The organism is Pseudomonas sp. p1(2021b), assembly GCF_020151015.1.
Classification (GTDB): Bacteria; Pseudomonadota; Gammaproteobacteria; order Pseudomonadales; family Pseudomonadaceae; genus Aquipseudomonas; species Aquipseudomonas putida_K.
Map to the genome: position 1 here is coordinate 4,846,663 of NZ_CP083746.1, position 18,324 is coordinate 4,864,986.

The 18,324-nt window shown below is 65.2% G+C and carries 18 protein-coding genes; 10 read left to right on the forward strand and 8 right to left on the reverse strand.

Translation table 11 applies throughout. The annotated features are described in order from the left end of the window. The first annotated feature begins 41 nt into the window (after positions 1–41). Entirely contained in the window at positions 42–740 is a 699-nt protein-coding gene (mtgA, locus tag K8374_RS22500; RefSeq protein ID WP_084854286.1) for a monofunctional biosynthetic peptidoglycan transglycosylase, read from the forward strand. A gap of 125 nt (positions 741–865) precedes the next feature. Here mtgA and rpoH read toward each other — a convergent pair whose 3' ends face one another. From rpoH to ftsY, 4 genes are all read right to left on the reverse strand, one after another. Then, entirely contained in the window at positions 866–1,720 is an 855-nt protein-coding gene (gene rpoH / locus K8374_RS22505; protein WP_084853798.1) for an RNA polymerase sigma factor RpoH, read from the reverse strand. 110 nt (positions 1,721–1,830) lie between these two features. Beyond that, on the reverse strand, positions 1,831–2,856 hold the full coding sequence (gene ftsX / locus K8374_RS22510; protein WP_224457266.1) for a permease-like cell division protein FtsX: 1,026 nt from the start codon (positions 2,854–2,856) through the stop codon (positions 1,831–1,833). Beyond that, positions 2,853–3,524 carry a cell division ATP-binding protein FtsE gene (gene ftsE, locus K8374_RS22515; RefSeq protein ID WP_084853794.1) on the reverse strand — a complete coding sequence of 224 codons (672 nt, stop codon included), beginning with the start codon at positions 3,522–3,524 and terminating at the stop codon, positions 2,853–2,855. The genes ftsX and ftsE overlap by 4 nt, the downstream gene beginning before the upstream one ends. After that, positions 3,521–4,972 (reverse strand): signal recognition particle-docking protein FtsY, encoded by a 1,452-nt coding sequence (gene ftsY, locus K8374_RS22520; protein WP_224457267.1) that lies wholly within the window; start codon positions 4,970–4,972, stop codon positions 3,521–3,523. The genes ftsE and ftsY overlap by 4 nt, the downstream gene beginning before the upstream one ends. Before the next feature lie 230 nt (positions 4,973–5,202). Between ftsY and K8374_RS22525 the strand changes: the two genes are divergently transcribed. The 4 genes from K8374_RS22525 to K8374_RS22540 all read left to right on the forward strand — a co-directional run bounded on the left by K8374_RS22525 (position 5,203) and on the right by K8374_RS22540 (position 9,867). Further along, entirely contained in the window at positions 5,203–6,558 is a 1,356-nt protein-coding gene (locus K8374_RS22525; protein WP_224457268.1) for a M16 family metallopeptidase, read from the forward strand. Beyond that, positions 6,551–8,047, forward strand: a complete 1,497-nt coding sequence (locus K8374_RS22530; RefSeq protein WP_224457269.1) for a M16 family metallopeptidase — start codon at positions 6,551–6,553, stop codon at positions 8,045–8,047. The genes K8374_RS22525 and K8374_RS22530 overlap by 8 nt, the downstream gene beginning before the upstream one ends. Continuing rightward, entirely contained in the window at positions 8,047–8,649 is a 603-nt protein-coding gene (gene rsmD / locus K8374_RS22535) for a 16S rRNA (guanine(966)-N(2))-methyltransferase RsmD (protein ID WP_224457270.1), read from the forward strand. Before K8374_RS22530 ends, rsmD begins: the two co-directional genes overlap by 1 nt. Positions 8,650–8,871: 222 nt before the next feature. Then, positions 8,872–9,867 carry a hydrolase gene (locus tag K8374_RS22540; protein WP_224457271.1) on the forward strand — a complete coding sequence of 332 codons (996 nt, stop codon included), beginning with the start codon at positions 8,872–8,874 and terminating at the stop codon, positions 9,865–9,867. Positions 9,868–10,172: 305 nt separating this feature from the next. Here the strand turns inward: K8374_RS22540 and K8374_RS22545 are convergent, their stop codons facing one another. Both K8374_RS22545 and K8374_RS22550 read right to left on the reverse strand, forming a co-directional pair. After that, the gene (locus tag K8374_RS22545; RefSeq protein WP_224457272.1) at positions 10,173–11,027 is read right to left on the reverse strand and encodes a sulfurtransferase; all 855 of its coding nucleotides are present in this window, start codon (positions 11,025–11,027) and stop codon (positions 10,173–10,175) included. A gap of 36 nt (positions 11,028–11,063) precedes the next feature. Further along, positions 11,064–11,729 (reverse strand): TetR/AcrR family transcriptional regulator, encoded by a 666-nt coding sequence (locus K8374_RS22550; protein WP_224457273.1) that lies wholly within the window; start codon positions 11,727–11,729, stop codon positions 11,064–11,066. Positions 11,730–11,953: 224 nt separating this feature from the next. Here K8374_RS22550 and K8374_RS22555 point away from each other — a divergent pair, with 224 nt between their 5' ends. The 5 genes from K8374_RS22555 (at position 11,954) to K8374_RS22575 (ending at position 16,460) form a co-directional block, all read left to right on the forward strand. Further along, the gene (locus K8374_RS22555; protein WP_224457274.1) at positions 11,954–13,384 is read left to right on the forward strand and encodes a coniferyl aldehyde dehydrogenase; all 1,431 of its coding nucleotides are present in this window, start codon (positions 11,954–11,956) and stop codon (positions 13,382–13,384) included. 13 nt (positions 13,385–13,397) lie between these two features. Next, a complete protein-coding gene (locus K8374_RS22560) occupies positions 13,398–13,883 on the forward strand; it encodes a twin-arginine translocation pathway signal protein (protein WP_224457275.1) in 486 nt (161 codons plus the stop codon). 25 nt (positions 13,884–13,908) lie between these two features. Further along, on the forward strand, positions 13,909–15,507 hold the full coding sequence (locus K8374_RS22565) for a GMC family oxidoreductase (RefSeq protein WP_224457276.1): 1,599 nt from the start codon (positions 13,909–13,911) through the stop codon (positions 15,505–15,507). A gap of 112 nt (positions 15,508–15,619) precedes the next feature. Continuing rightward, positions 15,620–16,099, forward strand: a complete 480-nt coding sequence (gene coaD / locus K8374_RS22570) for a pantetheine-phosphate adenylyltransferase (protein ID WP_003249065.1) — start codon at positions 15,620–15,622, stop codon at positions 16,097–16,099. A 109-nt stretch (positions 16,100–16,208) separates the two neighbouring features. Further along, positions 16,209–16,460 carry a YfhL family 4Fe-4S dicluster ferredoxin gene (locus tag K8374_RS22575; RefSeq protein ID WP_043208655.1) on the forward strand — a complete coding sequence of 84 codons (252 nt, stop codon included), beginning with the start codon at positions 16,209–16,211 and terminating at the stop codon, positions 16,458–16,460. Between the two features lie 125 nt (positions 16,461–16,585). Here K8374_RS22575 and mutM read toward each other — a convergent pair whose 3' ends face one another. Continuing rightward, positions 16,586–17,398: a bifunctional DNA-formamidopyrimidine glycosylase/DNA-(apurinic or apyrimidinic site) lyase gene (gene mutM / locus K8374_RS22580; RefSeq protein WP_196156656.1), complete on the reverse strand. Its 813-nt coding sequence runs from the start codon at positions 17,396–17,398 to the stop codon at positions 16,586–16,588. A 4-nt stretch (positions 17,399–17,402) separates the two neighbouring features. Next, complete coding sequence (locus tag K8374_RS22585; protein WP_224459386.1) at positions 17,403–18,215, reverse strand: HDOD domain-containing protein; 813 nt, start codon at positions 18,213–18,215, stop codon at positions 17,403–17,405. Positions 18,216–18,324: the final 109 nt, after the last annotated feature.

An 18,324-nucleotide genomic window follows, 5' to 3' on the forward strand; every position in this document is an offset into this window, starting at 1 on the left:
TGTATAATGGCCCGTTCCACCGGTCCGGCCAAGCCATCACCATGTTGTCATCCCTAATCCGCCGCCTCGTCCGCGCCCTGCTCTGGTTCGCCGCCGGCAGCATCGTCGTGGTGCTGGCCCTGCGCTGGGTACCGCCGCCGGGCACGGCACTGATGGTCGAGCGCAAGGTGCAGTCATGGGTCAGTGGCGAGCCGATCGACCTGCAGCGGGACTGGACGCCCTGGGAGCGGATCTCCGATGAACTCAAGGTGGCGGTCATCGCCGGTGAGGACCAGAAGTTCGCCAACCATTGGGGCTTCGACCTGCCGGCCATCCAGGCTGCGCTGGCCTACAACGAGCGCGGCGGCAAGATCCGCGGGGCCAGCACCCTGACCCAGCAGGTGGCCAAGAACCTGTTCCTGTGGTCCGGCCGCAGCTGGCTGCGCAAGGGGCTGGAGGCCTGGTTCACGGCGCTGATCGAGCTGTTCTGGTCCAAGCAGCGGATCCTGGAGGTCTATCTGAACAGCGCCGAATGGGGCAAAGGAGTATTCGGCGCCCAGGCGGCTGCCCGCTACCACTTCGGTGTGGATGCCAGCCGCCTTTCGCGCCAACAGGCCGCGCAGCTGGCGGCTGTGCTGCCCAGCCCGTTGAAGTGGAGTGCCAGCCGACCCAGTGCCTATGTGGCCAACCGCGCCGGCTGGATCCGCCGGCAGATGAGCCAGTTGGGCGGACCCAGCTACCTGATGCAGCTTCGTCCCTGAAACACAGGCCGCACGCCCCCCCTGTAGGAGCGGCCTTGTGCCGCGAAAGGGCTGCGTAGCAGCCCCGACAAAAAAGCCGCTGCCTCTTCCGAGAGCAGCGGCTTTTTGCATCCAGCCAAGGGTGATCAGACTGTGATCAACGCCTTGACCTTGTTCATCGCGTTCTTTTCCAACTGACGGATACGCTCCGCCGACACGCTGTACTTATCCGCCAGCTCATGCAGCGTGGCTTTTTCCTCGGCCAACCAGCGCTGGTAGAGAATGTCCCGGCTGCGCTCATCCAGCCCTTGCAAGGCATCGTGCAGGTTGCTGGTGGAGTTATCGCTCCAGTCGGCATCCTCCAGCTGTACGGCCGGATCGTAGCGGTGGTCTTCCAGGTAATGCGCAGGCGACTGGAAGGCGCTGTCATCGTCGGCCTCGGCGGCCGGGTCGAAGGCCATATCCTGGCCGCTCAGGCGGCTTTCCATCTCGCGCACTTCACGCGGCTCCACGCCCAGGCTCTCGGCCACACGATGGACTTCGTCATTGTTCAGCCAGGCCAGGCGCTTCTTCTGGCTGCGCAAGTTGAAGAACAGCTTGCGCTGGGCCTTGGTGGTCGCCACCTTGACGATACGCCAGTTGCGCAGGATGAACTCATGGATCTCGGCCTTGATCCAGTGCACTGCGAAGGACACCAGGCGCACGCCCATTTCCGGGTTGAAACGCTTTACCGCCTTCATCAGGCCAACGTTGCCTTCCTGGATAAGGTCGGCCTGGGCCAGCCCATAGCCTGCATAGCTACGGGCGATATGTACGACGAAACGCAGGTGGGCCATCACCATTTGCCGAGCGGCCTCGAGATCCTGCTCATAGTAGAGACGCTCGGCCAGTTCACGCTCCTGCTCGACCGTCAGCAACGGGATGCTGTTGACCGTGTGCACGTAGGCTTCCAGGTTTGCACCGGGAACCAGGGCATAGGCAGGTTGCAACGAAGTGGTCATTAAGTACCTCCGACTCACGAACTCGTGCCTTTTGGGCACTGCCAACATTGACCGGAAACCGCGAAACAAGTTCCCAGAATGGTAAAAAAGTCAATGCTGGCGTAAAAACATTATCGTGGTGCCAGCTCGTTCAGGTGACGAGCGACCGCGATCCACGCACCGATATACCCCAACAGTACAGCACCGATCAAGAGCGAAAGTCCATCCGACCCTGGTACACCTGCCAGGGCGAAATCACTGCCATACAACCCGGAAAGGTCCACGACCGCATCGTTGAGCCAGTCCAGCGAGAAGGCCAGGATGCCCCAGGCCAGCACACCAGCGCCCAGGCCGTAGAGCGCGCCCATGTAGAGGAAGGGTCGACGGACATAGCTGTCGGTCCCCCCCACCAACTTGATCACTTCGATCTCGATGCGGCGGTTCTCGATATGTAGACGAATTGTGTTACCGATTACTAACAACAGGGCCGAAACGAGCATCACAGCCAGGCCGAACACGAAGCGATCACCCAGCTTGAGGATCGCCGCCAGGCGTTCCACCCAGACCAGGTCCAGCTGTGCCGCCTCGACCTTCGGCAGTTCCGCCAGGCGCTGGCGCAGGGCCTCCAGGGCCGGCTTGTCGACCTCGGTCGGGGTCACCACCACCACACCGGGCAGCGGGTTGTCTGGCAATTCGCGCAGGGCCTCGCCCAGGCCGGATTGCTGCTGGAACTCCTCCAGCGCCTGCTCGCGGCTGACATATTGGGCATCGGCCACGCCGGGCATGCCCTTGATCTCGTCACGCAGCGCCTCGCCTTCCTTGCTGCCCGCATCGAGCTTAAGATACAGGGAGATCTGCGCGGCGCGTTGCCAGGAGCCTCCAAGTTTCTCGACATTCTTGAGCAGCAACGACAGGCCCATGGGCATGCTCAGTGCCACGGCCATGACCAGGCAGGTGAAGAAGCTGCCGATCGGCTGCTTGCCCAGGCGGCGCAGGCTGTCGGCCAGGCTGGCGCGGTGGCTCTCCAGCCACGCATGCAACAGGGTGCGGAAGTCCGGGCCATCGTCGTCGTGGCCGCCGCGCTGCTTGTTCGGCTGCGGGTCGGCGGCTTTCGGCGCGACGCGCTCGGAGACTTTCGGCGTACGTGTCGTGTTCATTGCCCGGCCTCCCCATCGCCGATCAAGCGACCGCGTTGCAAGGTCAGCATGCGGTGACGCATGCGCGCGATCAGCGCCAGGTCGTGGCTGGCGATCAATACCGTGGTGCCCAGGCGGTTGATGTCCTCGAACACGCCCATGATCTCGGCGGCCAGGCGCGGGTCGAGGTTACCGGTGGGTTCATCGGCCAACAGCAAGGCCGGCTGGTGAACGATGGCGCGGGCGATGCCCACCCGCTGCTGCTGCCCGGTGGACAGGTCCGCCGGGAACAGTTCGCCCTTGTCGCTCAGGGACACACGCTCCAGGGCCGAGTCCACGCGTTTGGCGATCTCGGGCTTGGACAGCCCGAGAATCTGCAGCGGCAACGCGATGTTATTGAACACCGTGCGGTCGAACAGCAGTTGGTGGTTCTGGAAGACCACGCCGATCTGCCGACGCAGGAAAGGAATCTGTGCGTTGCTGATCTGCCCCAGATCCTGGCCGGCCAGCATCAGCTTGCCGCTGGTGGGGCGTTCCATGGCCAGCAACAGGCGCAGCAAGGTGCTCTTGCCCGCGCCCGAGTGGCCGGTGACGAACAGGAACTCGCCCCGGCGCGCCCGGAAGCTCAGCTCGTGCAGGCCGACATGGCCGTTGGGATAGCGCTTGGCAACCTGTTCGAATCGGATCATGGATGCTCCCGCTCGGCAAACAAGGCTTTGACGAAAGGCTCGGCTTCGAAGGTGCGCAGGTCGTCGATACCTTCGCCGACACCGATGAAGCGGATCGGCAGGTTGAACTGCTTGGCCAGGGCGAAGATCACCCCGCCTTTTGCGGTACCGTCCAGCTTGGTCAGGGCCAGGCCGGTCAGCTCGACGCTCTGGTTGAAGTACTTGGCCTGGCTGATAGCGTTCTGCCCGGTACCGGCGTCCAGTACCAGCAGGACCTCATGGGGCGCCTCGGCATCGAGCTTGCCGATGACCCGCCGCACCTTCTTCAGCTCTTCCATCAGGTTGTCCTTGGTGTGCAGGCGACCGGCGGTATCGGCGATCAGCACATCCACGCCGCGAGCCTTGGCGGCCTGCACGGCATCGAAGATCACCGAGGCCGAGTCGGCACCGGTGTGCTGGGCGATGACCGGGATCTGGTTGCGCTCGCCCCACACCTGCAGCTGCTCCACCGCCGCGGCACGGAAGGTATCGCCGGCTGCCAGCATGACTTTCTTGCCCTCCAACTGCAGCTTCTTGGCCAGCTTGCCGATGGTGGTGGTCTTGCCGGCACCGTTCACGCCGACCACGAGGATCACGTAGGGCTTGGTCTGCGACTGGATCTTCAGCGGCTGTTCGACCGGACGCAGCAGCGCGGCCAGTTCGTCCTGCAGCGACTTGTACAGCGCATCGGCGTCGGCCAGTTGCTTGCGGGCGACCTTCTGGGTCAGGTTCTGCACGATCACCGAGGTGGCCTCGACGCCTACGTCGGCGGTCAGCAGGCGGGTCTCGATCTCGTCGAGCAAATCGTCATCGATGGCTTTCTTGCCCAGGAACAGGCTGGCCATGCCCTCGCCGATGCTGGCGCTGGTCTTGGACAGGCCCTGCTTGAGGCGGGCGAAGAAGCCGACCTTGGCGTGTTCGGTGGCGACAGGTGCCGGAGCGGCCGGCTCGGGCTCAGGCTCGGCGACAGGGCGCTCGGGAATGGCCGGCGGGGCTTTCTGTTCGAGGTCCGGCACCAGGGCCACCGGCTCTTCGGCTACCGGCAACACCAGGTTGCTGACCGGCGCAGTGGGCTCGGGCACCGGTTCCACAACCGGTTGCACGGCTTGCAGCGGCATGGACGCCACAGGCTCCGGCGCAGGCGCCTGCATCGGCGTGGACGCGACCGGCTCCGGCCGTGGCGCCTGCAGGGGCTCGGAGGCGACGGGCTCGGGAGCAGGCGCTTGCACGACCGGGGCCACGGGCTCGACCGGAGCAACCTCGGGCTGCTCGACGGGGGCCTGCGGCGCGGCCGGTTCTACGGCCTGCGGTTCAGGGGTTTGTGGCTGTTCGGCGACAGGTTGCTGCGGCTTCTTGCGAAACCAGCTGAACAGGCCTTTCTTCTCGCCAGCCTCGGCCGGCGCTTTTTTGTCGTCGTTGGAACCAAACATGGAAGACGGCTATCTCAGGGTAGCGATGGGCCACCAGTGGCGCATCGGGAATTCTCTAAACGCAGAACAGACTATTTTGAATCCGGCTGGTTCATGCGCAATATTTTGTCGCCAAGCCCGCAGGCCAGAACGGCGACAGGCATGGTCGCCAGGCAACCGGATCAGTATCCTAGCACCTCCTGGCCCGCCGACGCTAAGCCAAGCGGGCCGCCGTACAGGTTATCCAACGTATGAATGCTCTAGCCCGCCGCGCCGCTGGCCTGTTGCTCAGCACGCTCTGCCTGCCGTTCGCGGCCCTGGCCGCCGATCTGCAACCCACCCATGAGTTCATCCTCGACAACGGCCTGAAGGTGGTCGTGCGCGAGGACCATCGCGCGCCGGTGGTGGTCTCGCAGATCTGGTACAAGGTCGGTTCCAGCTACGAGACGCCGGGCCAGACCGGCCTGTCCCACGCCCTTGAGCACATGATGTTCAAGGGCAGCGCCAAGGTCGGCCCGGGTGAGGCCTCGCGCATCCTGCGCGACCTCGGCGCCGAGGAAAACGCCTTCACCAGCGACGATTACACCGCCTACTATCAAGTGCTCGCCCGCGACCGCCTGCCGGTGGCCCTGGAGCTGGAGGCCGACCGCCTGGCCAGCCTGCGCCTGCCGGCCGACGAGTTCAGCCGCGAGATCGAGGTCATCAAGGAAGAGCGCCGCCTGCGCACCGACGACCAGCCCAACGCCAAGGCCTTCGAACTGTTCCGCGCCATGGCCTACCCGGCCAGCGGCTACCACACGCCGACCATCGGCTGGATGGCCGACCTGGAGCGCATGAAGGTCGAGGAGCTGCGTCACTGGTACGAGTCGTGGTACGCGCCGAACAATGCCACCCTGGTGGTGGTCGGCGATGTCACGCCCGATGAGGTCAAGGGCCTGGCGCAGAAATACTTCGGTGCCATCCCCAAGCGCGCGGTGCCTCCGGCCAAGCTGCCCCTGGAGCTAGCCGAGCCCGGCCTGCGCCAGCTGACCCTGCATGTACGCACCCAACTGCCGAGCCTGATCTACGGTTTCAACGTGCCGGGCCTGGCCACCGCCAAGGACCCGCGCACCGTCCATGCCCTGCGCCTGATCTCTGCCCTGCTCGACGGCGGCTACAGCGCGCGCATGCCGGCGCGCCTGGAGCGCGGCCAGGAGCTGGTGGCCGGTGCCTCTTCGGGCTACAACGCCTTCACCCGCGGCGACAGCCTGTTCATGATCTCGGCCACGCCGAACGTGCAGAAGCAGAAATCCCTCGCCGACGTGGAAAAAGGCATCTGGCAATTGCTCGATGAACTCAAGACCACGCCACCCACCGCCGAGGAGCTCGAGCGCGTGCGCGCCCAGGTGATCGCTGGCCTGGTATACGACCGCGATTCCATCAGCAGCCAGGCCACCACCATCGGCCAGCTGGAAACCGTAGGCCTGTCCTGGAAGCTGATCGACAGCGAACTGGACGAGCTCAAGCGCGTGACCCCGCAGGACATCCAGGACGCCGCACGCACCTACTTCACCCGCGAACGCCTGAGCGTTGCCCATGTACTGCCCGAGGAGTCCGCTCATGAGTGATCGCAGCGCCCCCCGCTACACCCTGCTTGGCCTCGGCATCATCGCCGTGGTGGTGGCCCTGGCCCTCGTCCTGGCCCGCCCGGCCCAGTCGGGCAGCAGCGCCGAAAGCAAGGCCCCGGCGGCCCGCCCGGCCAATACCCTGCAATCCTTGGCCGAGCTGGACGGCAAGGCGCCTACCCGGCGCACGTTGAACATCCAGAACTGGAACACCGCCGAAGGTGCCCGTGTGCTGTTCGTCGAGGCACGTGAGCTGCCGATGTTCGACCTGCGCCTGACCTTCGCCGCCGGCAGCAGCCAGGACGGCGACGTGCCGGGCCTGGCGACACTGACCAACGCCATGCTCAACGAAGGCGTGGCCGGCAAGGATGTCACCGCCATCGCCCAGGGCTTCGAAAGCCTGGGGGCGGATTTCGGCAACGGCTCCTACCGTGACATGGCCGTGGCCACGCTGCGCAGCCTCAGCACCCCGGACAAGCGCGAGCCAGCCCTGAAGCTGTTCGCCGACGTGGTGGGCAAGCCGACCTTCCCGGAGGATGCCCTCAAGCGCATCAAGAACCAACTGTTGGCCGGTTTCGAGTACGAAAAGCAGAACCCAGGCAAGATCGCCGGCAAGGCCTTGTTCACCAAGCTCTACGGCGACCACCCCTATGCCCACCCGAGCGATGGCACCGCCCAGAGCGTCCCCAGCATCACCCTGGACCAGCTGCGCGCCTTCCACGCCAAGGCCTACACAGCCGGCAACGCGGTGATCGCCCTGGTCGGCGACCTCAGCCGCGCCGAAGCCGAAGCCATCGCCGCCCAGGTGTCCGCCGCCCTGCCCAAGGGCCCGGCGCTGCCCAAGCCCGCTGAGCCTGCCGAGCCCAAGGCGGGCCTGACCCACATCGACTTCCCGAGCAAGCAGACCCACCTGATGCTCGCCGAGATGGGCATCGACCGCCAGGACCCGGACTGGCCGGCCCTGTCCCTGGGTAACCAGATCCTCGGCGGCGGTGCCTTCGGCACTCGCCTGATGAGCGAAGTACGCGAGAAACGCGGCCTGACCTACGGCGTCTATTCGGCTTTCAGCCCGATGCAGGTACGCGGCCCGTTCATGATCAACCTGCAGACCCGCGCCGAACTCAGCGAAGCGACCCTCAAGCTGGTCCAGGACATCCTCGCCGACTATCTCGAGCAGGGCCCTACCCAGCAAGAGCTGGACGATGCCAAGCGCGAGCTGGCCGGCAGCTTCCCGTTGTCCAACGCCAGCAATTCAAGCATCGTCGGCCAGCTGGGTGCCATCGGCTTCTACAACCTGCCGCTGACCTGGCTGGAGGACTTCATGCAGCAGTCCCAGGCCCTGACCGTCGAACAGGTCAAGGCGGCGCTGAACAAGCACCTGGCCGTGGACAAGCTGGTGATCGTCACCGTCGGCCCGACCGTGGCGCAGAAACCGCTGCCACCGCCCACTGACAAACCCGCCGAGCAACCGCTTGGCGTACCGGAGCACTAATGGCCAAGCCAACCCACACCGCCCGCCCGGGCCCGGCCCACAGCAAGGGGCAAGGCCACCTGCGCATCATCGCTGGCGAGTGGCGCAGCCGTCGCCTGGCCGTGCCGGACGGCGAAGGCCTGCGCCCGACGCCGGACCGCGTGCGCGAAACCCTGTTCAACTGGCTGGCGCCCTATATCGAGGGTGCCCAAGTACTCGACGCCTTCACCGGCAGCGGTGCCCTGGTGCTCGAGGCCCTGTCCCGCGGGGCCGAGGATGCCGTGGCCCTGGACAGCAACCCGGCGGCCATCGCCAACCTGAAGAACAACCTCGAGATCCTGCGCTGCCCACGCGGCCAGATCCTGCAGACCGATGCCCTGCGCTATCTGCAGAACCCGGCGAAGCAGCAGTTCGACCTGGTGTTCCTCGACCCTCCGTTCCATCAGGACCTGCTGGCCAACGCCTGCGACCTGCTCGAACAGAACCAATGGCTGCGTGAGCAGGCCTGGATCTACACCGAGAGCGAAGCCGCGCCTTCCTCCCTGCAGATGCCCGGCAATTGGCGCCTGCACAGGGAGAAAAAGACCGGGCAGGTGCATTACGCCCTCTGGCAACGAGGCTGATGCCACCGCCTGCCTGATTATGTAACGCAGGCGGTCTCCACCTTTCGCTGAAGCTGCTCCGGCCTATACCCACACGAGCACTTCAGCGATGCCTTCTCCCTTGCCATGCCCCGACGCCATCGAGCAGCAACCGCTGCCCACAACCGCGACCATTGGCGAACCGACCCACCCATAGGCAACGCTTCATGGCAAGCTAGGCAGGCACAACACGAGTCGCCTGACATGCCAAGCCCCGCCCCACCCCGTTTCGTTCCCGCCACCGGCCTCTCCAACCCGCACCTGCAAACGTTGTGGGGGCCGCTGTGGCGTAAGCTCGCCGACCTGCCGCGTACCCGCGAACGCCTGTGGCTGGCCGATGGCGACTTCCTCGACCTCGACTGGCACGGCCCGCACCAGGCCGATACGCCCGTGGTCCTGGTGTTGCACGGCCTGACCGGCTCGTCCCACTCGCCCTACGTGAAAGGCCTGCAGCAGGCCTTGCAGGCACGCGGCTGGGCCAGCGTCGCGGTGAATTGGCGTGGTTGCTCCGGTGAACCGAACCTGTTGGCGCGCAGCTACCACTCCGGCGCCAGCGAAGACCTGGCCGAAGCCGTTCGCCACCTGCGCACCCGACGGCCCCTGGCGCCGCTGTATGCGGTGGGCTATTCGCTGGGGGGCAATGTATTGCTCAAGTATCTGGGCGAAAGTGGCTCGGCCAGCCAACTGGAAGCGGCGGTTGCCGTGTCGGTGCCGTTTCGCCTGGACCAGTGCGCTGATCGTATCGGCCTGGGGTTTTCCAAGGTCTACCAGGCACACTTCATGCGTGAAATGCGGGCGTACGTACAGCGCAAGCAACAGCATTTTCGCGACAACGGCCACCTTGAGGGCCTGGCCGAACTGGAAAGGCTGGGGTCGTTGCGCAACCTGCGCACCTTCTGGGACTTCGACGGCAAGATCACGGCACCGCTCAATGGTTTTCGCGACGCCCATGACTATTACCGACGTGCGTCAAGCCGCTATTACCTGGGTGGAAACCGAACACCGACCTTGATCATCCATTCCAGCGATGATCCGTTCGTGTTCAGGCATAGCCTGCCCGGTAGGGACGAATTGGCGCCGCAGACGCATTTCGAGCTGCATGCACGTGGCGGGCATGTAGGGTTTGTCGAAGGGAGCCTGCGTAACCCAGGGTATTACCTTGAGCGCAGGATCCCGCAATGGCTGGCCGAGGGGACTTGAACGCCAGGGCCCGATCGCCGGCAAGCCGGCTCTCATAGAATAACGCATAACCGTTTGATTTGCGGCACCCTGTAGGAGCGGGCTTGTCCCGCGATTAGGCCGGGCCCGATATCACCGTCGCCTGGCAAGGGCTTCGCCCTTGATCGCGGGACAAGCCCGCTCCTACAGAAGAAGGCGGCGCTAGCCACTTGTTCTCTGCGCGACAGCGCAGCCCGAAGGGCTGGGTAATCTCCCACCGAGATTGCGCCGCTTTCAAGACTTGCGAAATCCCTGTAGGAGCCGGCTTGCCGGCGATCGGGGCCAGCTCAGTCGCCCCTGGCCACCCCTCGCGACGGATCGTTGATCCATTCACTCCACGAACCTGCATACAGCCGCCCCAGCGGATACCCCGCCAACGCCAGGGCGAACAGGTTGTGGCACGCGGTCACGCCGGACCCGCAATAGGCCACCAGCTGTTCCGGCGCCCGGCCTGCGAGCTTTTCGGCAAAGCGCTGCTTGAGTTGGTCCGCAGGCAGGAAACGCCCATCCGGCCCCAGGTTGTCGGTGAACGCCGCGCACTGGGCGCCCGGAATATGCCCGGCTACAGGGTCGATCGGCTCGACCTCGCCGCGAAAACGCGGCAAACCGCGGGCATCGATCAGGGTCAGCTCTGGCGCGCCCAGGCGCTTGGCCAGGTGTTCGGCGTCGATCAGCAGCTTCATGTCCGGCTTGCCGGTGAAGGTCCCTTCACGCCGGGCCGGAGGGTCGAGGCTCAACGGCAGGTGCGATGCATGCCACGCCTTCAGGCCACCATCGAGAATGAATACGCCATCACGCTTGCCCAGCCAGGCCAGTAGCCACCAGGCGCGGGCGGCGAATGCACCCGGGCCATCGTCGTACAGCACCACCTGGCTGTCGTTGTCCACACCCCAGTCCCGCAGCCGCTCCTGCAGCCGCTGCGGGTCAGGCAACGGATGACGGCCGGTGTGGCCTTTGACCACCGGCCCGCTCAGGTCACGCTCCAGGTCAGCGAAGTGCGCGCCGGCGATATGCCCTTGGGCATAGCTGCGCTGGCCGTAATCCACATCCTCCAGGGCAAAACGACAATCGAGGACCACCAGCCCCGGCGCTTCCAGGCGCTCGGCCAACTGCAGTGGGGTGATCAATTGCGCAAGGGGCATGACAATCTCCTGATCGATGGCACGAAAGACCCTGGATCACTGCTCCAGGGCCTGGTTGAAGGGAACGTGGAACTCGTCGCAGAGGGCATCCACGGCGCTGCGGGCACTGGGCGTGACGAAACCCAGCTCCAGCAACAGCACTTGGTAGACACCGCGCTTGAAGGCTTCTTCGCCCAGGTGGGCGGAATGCTCGCGGGTGGTGCTGAGAAAACGCACCCAGGATGTCAGGACGATCCAGGCGTTGATGGTCAGCGATTCGATCTGCGCCGCGTCCATCGCCAGGATGCCGGCATCGACGAAACCCCGGTAGATGGCCTGGGCCTGCTGCAGGCAGCGCTGGGAGAAGCGCCGATAGCGGGCTGCCAGCTCGGGGTCGCTCTCGAGCAGATGTTCAAGGTCGCGGTGCAGGAAACGGTAGTTCCACATCGCCGCCAGCAGGGCCTTGAGGTAGAAACGCTTGTCCTCGACCGTGGCGGCCCGCCCCTGAGGCGGGCGCAGGAAGCTGTCCACCAGCTCTTCGTACTGGCTGAACAGCACGGCGATGATCGCTTGCTTGTTGGGGAAGTGGTAGTACAGGTTGCCGGGCGAAATTTCCATATGCGCGGCAATGTGGTTGGTGCTGACGCTGCGTTCGCCCTGCTGGTTGAACAGCTCCAGGCTGTTCTGCACGATGCGCTCTCGGGTCTTCATGCGCGGGGCCATGCTCAGCTCCATGTTCTGCGATGCTTCATCTTACGGCGTATCGGCCAAAGGATGTACCGATGGTTTGTGTGGTGTTTGCTTGCGGCACATCTGGCTTGGCGGGTCGCAGCCCACTCCGGCAGGGCCAGCTGCCAATAAATAATTCGATACCTGGCCCTGTTGGGCTGCACAAGGCAAAAATTAGAGTATAGGCTCTAGGCATAACGCACCTTCGCGGAGCCGCCATGAACTCGCCAATCAGCCAGCCTCCTATGCATTGCGACCTCGACCTACAGGCGACGTTCGCCGCCCAGCGCACGGCCTTCGCAGCAAACCCGATGCCTCCGGCCGCCCAGCGCCGGCAATGGCTGAAAAGCTTGCGCGAGCTGTTGCTGGAACACCAACAGCCGTTGATCGAGGCCATCGATCGCGACTTCGAAGGCCGCAGTGCCGACGAGACCCGGCTGGCTGAGCTGCTGCCGTCCGTCCAAGGGCTTCGCCATGCCGAGCGACACCTGCAGCGCTGGATGCAACCCTCGCGACGCAAGGTCGGCCTGGCCTTCCAGCCGGCCCGTGCCCAGGTGCTCTACCAACCTTTGGGCGTGGTGGGCGTCATCGTGCCCTGGAATTATCCGCTGCTCCTGGCCATCGGTCCGCTGACCTGCGCCTTGGCCGCAGGCAACCGGGTGATGCTCAAGCTCAGCGAAGCCACGCCAGCCACTGGGGTACTGCTCAAGGCCTTGCTGGAGCGCGTGTTTCCCAACGACCTGGTGAGCGTCGTGCTCGGCGAGGTAGAGGTCGGCCAGGCCTTTTCCCGTCTACCCTTCGATCACCTGCTGTTCACCGGCGCCACCGGCGTGGGACGCCATGTGATGGCAGCCGCCGCGCAGAACCTCACGCCGGTCACGCTCGAGCTGGGCGGCAAATCGCCGGCCATCGTCTCCAGCAGCGTGCCTCTGGACACCGCCGCCGAGCGCATCGCCTTCGGCAAACTGGTCAATGCCGGGCAGACCTGCGTCGCCCCCGATTATGCGCTCGTACCCCGCGAGCGCCTGGACGCCTTCGCCGAGTCCTACCGGCGCGCCGTGCACCGGCTGTACCCACGCATCGCCGATAATCCCGACTACAGCGCCATCATCAACCCACGACAGCTGCAACGCCTGGAGCACCTGCTGGCCGACGCCCGTGACAAAGGCGCCCGGGTGCTCGACCTCTACCCCGGCGAACCCCGCCAAGGCCGGCGCCTGCCGCCCCACCTGGTGCTCGAGGTACGCGATGACATGCAGGTGATGCAAGACGAGATCTTCGGCCCGGTGCTGCCGCTGGTGCCCTACGACACCCTCGAGCAGGCATTGGCCTATATCCACGAACGCCCACGGCCATTGGCGCTGTACTACTTCGGGTATGACCGGGCCGAGCAGGCCCATGTGCTGAGCCATACCCATTCCGGTGGCGCCTGCCTGAACGACACCCTGCTGCACGTGGCCCAGGACGACCTGCCATTCGGCGGTATCGGCCCCTCAGGCATGGGCCATTACCATGGGCACGAGGGGTTCCTGACCTTCAGCAAGGCCAAGGCCGTGCTGGCCAAGCAGCGCTTGAACGCCGCCCGGCTGATCTACCCGCCTTATGGCAAAGCCTTGCAGCGCCTGGTCTTCAAACTGTTCATCCGCTGAGCGAGGCCCGACCATGCACCGCCGTGACCTGCTTGCCTTCAGCCTCGGCGCCAGCGCCTTCCTGGCCACTGCCAGCCTGGTTGGCTGCACGCCCCAGGCACCGGCGGCGGGCTTGCGCGTGCTGCGCGACGATGACCTGCCGCTGCTCAGTGCACTGATACCCGTGGTGCTTGCCGGCACCCAGGCCTCCACGCCGCTGGTGCTGCACAGCCTGGACCACAAGCTGGCTGCGCTGTCGCCACAGATGCTCAAGCTTACCCGCCAGTTGTTCGACGTGCTCAGCCTGCCGCTGACCCGCGGCCCGTTGACCGGCATCTGGGCCAGCTGGGAAACCGCCAGCCCCGCCCAGGTGAACGCCTTCCTGCGCCGCTGGAGCAACAGTTCGCTGGACCTGCTGCGCATGGGCCATGCCTCGCTGCTGCAATTGCTGCTGATGGCCTGGTACGAGCGCCCCGAGGCGTGGGCCGCCTGCGGCTACCCCGGGCCGCCGAAGGTCTGACCCCTCACCACGAGAGCATCCCCGAATGCCTACGACCGACCCGTTTCGCCAAGGCCTTGCCCGCGGCTGGATCACCCATGATGGCTCGCGCCTGAGCCAGGACCTGACGCTGGAGGCGGACGTCGCCGTGATCGGCAGCGGCGCAGGCGGCGCCACCAGCGCGCAAGTCCTCAGTGCCGCAGGCTTCAAGGTGCTGTTGATCGAGGAAGGCCCGCTCAAGACCAGCCGCGACTTCCATCTGCTGGAAAACGAAGCCTACACCCACCTGTACCAGGAAGGCCTCGGGCGCATGAGCAAGGATGGCGCCATCACCATCCTCCAGGGCCGTGCCGTGGGAGGTACCACCTTGGTGAACTGGACGTCGAGCTTCCGCACGCCTGCGCAAACCCTCGAGCATTGGGCACGCGAACACAGCGTGAAGGGGCTGGACAGCGAAGCGCTGCGCCCTTGGTTCGAACGCGTCGAGCAAGACCTTGGCATCACTCCCTGGATCATGCCGCCCAACGCCAATAACGATGTGCTGCGCCGTGGCTGCGAGGCACTCGGCTACCGCTGGGCAGTGATCCCGCGCAACGTGCGCGGCTGCCGCAACCTGGGCTATTGCGGCATGGGTTGTCCGGTCAATGCCAAGCAGTCGATGCTGGTGACGCGCATCCCGGCGACGCTCGAGCAGGGCGGCGAGCTGCTGTACCTGGCCCGTGCGCAGCGCTTGGAGCACAACGGCGAACGCATCGCCCAATTGCTGTGCCAAGCGCTCGACAGCCAGGGGATAGAGCCGAACGGGCATCAGGTCCGCGTACGAGCCCGGCATTACATCCTGGCCGGCGGCGGCATCAACAGCCCGGCCCTGCTGCTGCGGTCCGAGGCCCCCGATCCGCACCAGCGCCTGGGCAAGCGCACCTTCCTGCACCTGGTCAATTTCAGCGCGGCCGTGTTCGGCGAGCGCATCGATCCGTACTACGGCGCCCCCCAATCGATCTACAGTGACCAGTTCCAGTGGCAAGGCGGCGTCGACGGGCCTATCGGCTACAAACTGGAGGTACCCCCGCTGCACCCGGCCCTTGCCAGCACGCTGCTGGGTGCCTACGGCCAGGAAAATGCCCGGCGCATGGCCGAACTGCCCCATACCCACGTGATGCTGGCGCTGCTGCGCGATGGCTTCCACCCGCAAAGCCAGGGCGGCCAGGTGGAGCTGCGCGGCGACGGCTCGCCCGTGCTCGACTACCCGCTCACCGACTACCTGCGCGATGGCCTGCGCCGAGCGTACCGGAGCATGGCGCAGATCCAGTTCGCCGCTGGCGCTGCCCGGGTGATGCCGGTACACAGCGATGCCCGCTTTGCCAGTGAACTGCCCTCCACCCTGGCGATGATCGACGAGCTACGCCTGGAGCCCTTCCGAACCCGCCTGGGCAGTGCCCATGTGATGGGTGGTTGCGCCCTCGGCGAAGACCCGCGCCAGGCGGTGTGCGACAGCCTTGGGCGGCACCACCAGCTGGAGAACCTGTCGATCCATGACGGCTCGCTCTTCCCCACCAGCATCGGTGCCAACCCACAGTTGTCGGTCTATGCCCTTTGCGCCCTGCTCAGCGAGGCCCTGGCCAGCCGACTGGCACAAGGCGCATGACAAGCCACGGGCTGGCTGTCTATAGTGCCCCCAATCGGCCGCGCGACTTGGCCGGGCGCAGTCGCTGCGCTACCATCCGACTCCCCAACGCACTCCCAGCCAGGATGACGCGATGAACCGAGTGTTGTACCCGGGTACTTTCGACCCCATTACCAAAGGCCATGGCGACCTGGTCGAGCGCGCCTCGCGTCTGTTCGACCATGTGATCATCGCGGTGGCGGCCAGCCCGAAGAAGAACCCGCTGTTCCCCTTGGAACAACGCGTGGAACTGGCCCGTGAGGTCACCAAGCACCTGCCCAATGTCGAAGTCATCGGTTTTTCCAGCCTGCTGGCGCACTTCGCCAAGGAACAGGGTGCCAATGTGTTCCTGCGCGGCCTGCGCGCGGTGTCGGACTTCGAGTACGAGTTCCAGCTGGCGAACATGAACCGCCAGTTGGCGCCGGACGTCGAGAGCCTGTTCCTGACGCCTTCGGAGCGCTACTCGTTCATTTCCTCGACGCTGGTCCGGGAAATCGCCGCGCTGGGCGGCGACATCAGCAAGTTCGTCCACCCAGTGGTGGCCGACGCGCTGACCGAACGCTTCAAGAAGTGACCGCTACTGCCTGATCATCGCGCCCGCGTGCACTGCGGGCGCGAATGCGGCACAATTGTGCCCACTGGTTTGATACATGCCCGGGCCAAGAGCCCCGGCCGGAGCCCCCATGTCCCTGATCATCACCGACGATTGCATCAACTGCGACGTCTGCGAACCCGAGTGCCCGAACGCGGCCATCTCCCAAGGCGAAGAGATCTACGTGATCGACCCCAACCTGTGCACCCAGTGCGTAGGCCACTACGACGAGCCGCAGTGCCAGCAGGTCTGCCCGGTCGACTGCATCCCCCTGGATGAAGCCCACCCGGAGACCCATGACGAGCTGATGGAAAAATACAAGCGCATCACCGGCAAGGCTTGATCTGTAGCCTCAGGACTCTTGTAGGAGCGGGCTTGTCCCGCGATGGGGCCGGCACATGTGTATGGCAAGGGCTTCGCCCTTGATCGCGGCACAAGGCCGCTCCTACAGGGGTACAGCGAAACGCCTCAGCGCTGGCAGCGCGGGCAATACACGCTCGCCCGCTGCCCCAACTTCACTTCCCGCAATGTCGTGCCGCAGACCTTGCACGGCTGCCCGCCTCGCCCGTAGACGAACAGCTCCTGCTGGAAGTACCCCGGCTGCCCATCGCCGCCGATGAAGTCGCGCAGCGTGGTACCGCCCTGCTCGATCGCCGCGGCCAGCACCCGCTTGATCTCGATCGCCAGCTTCAGGTAGCGCGCCCGGGAAATCCCCCCGGCTTCGCGTCGTGGGTCGATGCCAGCCGCGAACAGCGCCTCGGTGGCGTAGATGTTGCCCACGCCCACCACCACGGCGTTGTCCATGATGAACGGCTTGACCGCCATGGACCGCCCGCGGGACAACTGGAACAAGCGCTCGCCATCGAACAGGTCGGTCAGCGGCTCCGGCCCCAGGCGCACCAGCAGTTCATGGTTGAGCGGGTCCAGGCTCCACAGCATGGCACCGAAACGGCGCGGGTCGGTGTAGCGCAGCGCCAGCCCCGATTCCAGCTCGATATCCACATGTTCATGCTTACCCACGGGCAGGCCCTGCTCCACCAGGCGCAGGTTGCCCGACATGCCCAGGTGGCTGATCAGGGTGCCCACCTCGGCATTGATCAACAGGTATTTGGCCCGCCGCTGCACGGTGACGATGCGCTGCCCGGACAGGCGGATGTCCAGGTCTTCGGGGATCGGCCAGCGCAGGCGCCGGTCGCGTACCAGCACGCGGCTGACCCGCTGGCCTTCCAGGTACGGCGCGATGCCGCGCCGGGTGGTCTCGACTTCAGGTAGTTCCGGCATGGTGTCAGTGCCCGCCCAATTCGCGAATGGTTTGCTTGAGGTGTTCGAAGTCGTACTCCGACAGACCGATGTAATCGAGCACCAGCGGGCCGACCACGTCCCACTCGTGGTCCTGGGCCTGGTTGCCCAGCACCCGGTGGGATGCACAGATATGCTCGGCCATCTTCAGCACCGCCAGCAGGTTCTTGAGCTGGGTGTTGCGCGAAGATTCGTCGCGGAAGATCGCCAAGGCGTTGTGATGGTTGGCGATCGCCGAGCTGATGTGCTCCGGCAGGCGCCAGGACTTGGCGGTGAAGTAGCCCACCACCGCATGGTTGGTGTTGAAGGTGCGGTTTTCCGTGTCCACCACCCGCGTGTCCATGCCGGCATTGGCGTAGGACGCCTCCAGCACCTCCATATAGTCGGGGAAGCGCTTGAGCATCAACGGCACGCCGCAATCGTGGAACAGGCCCAGGGTGTAGGCCTCGTCCACCGCCTGGATGCCGGTGCGCTTGGCCAGGGTCAGGCAGGTCATGGCCACGTCCTGGGCGGTGTCCCAGAAACGGTTGAGGGTGACGATGGTTTCGTCGCTCATCTCGCCCTTGATCGACTGGGCATTGATAAGGTTGATGATCGAGCGGCTGCCCAGCAGGTTCACTGCACGCTGGATCGAGCCGATCTTGTTGGCCAGGCCGAAGTGCGGCGAGTTCACCAGCTTGAGCAAGGCACCGGACAAGCCCGGGTCCTGGGCGATCAGCCGGGCGATGGTTTCCAGGTCAGGGTCGGGCATGTACTGCTCGAACTGCAGGTCGACCATGATCTGCGGCTGCGGTGGAATGCTGATCCCTTGCAGGGCTTGCTGGATCTGTTCGGGGCTGAGTTCCTGGGACATGGGGCGCACACTCGGTAAGGACGGTGAATTCTACCCTCGTCCGCCCGAAGGGGCA

Coding starts and splice junctions, on each gene's coding strand:
- mtgA (WP_084854286.1), top strand. CDS start 42: ATGTTGTCATCCCTAATCCGCCGCCTCGTCCGCGCCCTGCTCTGGTTC.
- rpoH (WP_084853798.1), bottom strand. CDS start 1,720: ATGACCACTTCGTTGCAACCTGCCTATGCCCTGGTTCCCGGTGCAAAC.
- ftsX (WP_224457266.1), bottom strand. CDS start 2,856: ATGAACACGACACGTACGCCGAAAGTCTCCGAGCGCGTCGCGCCGAAA.
- ftsE (WP_084853794.1), bottom strand. CDS start 3,524: ATGATCCGATTCGAACAGGTTGCCAAGCGCTATCCCAACGGCCATGTC.
- ftsY (WP_224457267.1), bottom strand. CDS start 4,972: ATGTTTGGTTCCAACGACGACAAAAAAGCGCCGGCCGAGGCTGGCGAG.
- K8374_RS22525 (WP_224457268.1), top strand. CDS start 5,203: ATGAATGCTCTAGCCCGCCGCGCCGCTGGCCTGTTGCTCAGCACGCTC.
- K8374_RS22530 (WP_224457269.1), top strand. CDS start 6,551: ATGAGTGATCGCAGCGCCCCCCGCTACACCCTGCTTGGCCTCGGCATC.
- rsmD (WP_224457270.1), top strand. CDS start 8,047: ATGGCCAAGCCAACCCACACCGCCCGCCCGGGCCCGGCCCACAGCAAG.
- K8374_RS22540 (WP_224457271.1), top strand. CDS start 8,872: ATGCCAAGCCCCGCCCCACCCCGTTTCGTTCCCGCCACCGGCCTCTCC.
- K8374_RS22545 (WP_224457272.1), bottom strand. CDS start 11,027: ATGCCCCTTGCGCAATTGATCACCCCACTGCAGTTGGCCGAGCGCCTG.
- K8374_RS22550 (WP_224457273.1), bottom strand. CDS start 11,729: ATGGCCCCGCGCATGAAGACCCGAGAGCGCATCGTGCAGAACAGCCTG.
- K8374_RS22555 (WP_224457274.1), top strand. CDS start 11,954: ATGAACTCGCCAATCAGCCAGCCTCCTATGCATTGCGACCTCGACCTA.
- K8374_RS22560 (WP_224457275.1), top strand. CDS start 13,398: ATGCACCGCCGTGACCTGCTTGCCTTCAGCCTCGGCGCCAGCGCCTTC.
- K8374_RS22565 (WP_224457276.1), top strand. CDS start 13,909: ATGCCTACGACCGACCCGTTTCGCCAAGGCCTTGCCCGCGGCTGGATC.
- coaD (WP_003249065.1), top strand. CDS start 15,620: ATGAACCGAGTGTTGTACCCGGGTACTTTCGACCCCATTACCAAAGGC.
- K8374_RS22575 (WP_043208655.1), top strand. CDS start 16,209: ATGTCCCTGATCATCACCGACGATTGCATCAACTGCGACGTCTGCGAA.
- mutM (WP_196156656.1), bottom strand. CDS start 17,398: ATGCCGGAACTACCTGAAGTCGAGACCACCCGGCGCGGCATCGCGCCG.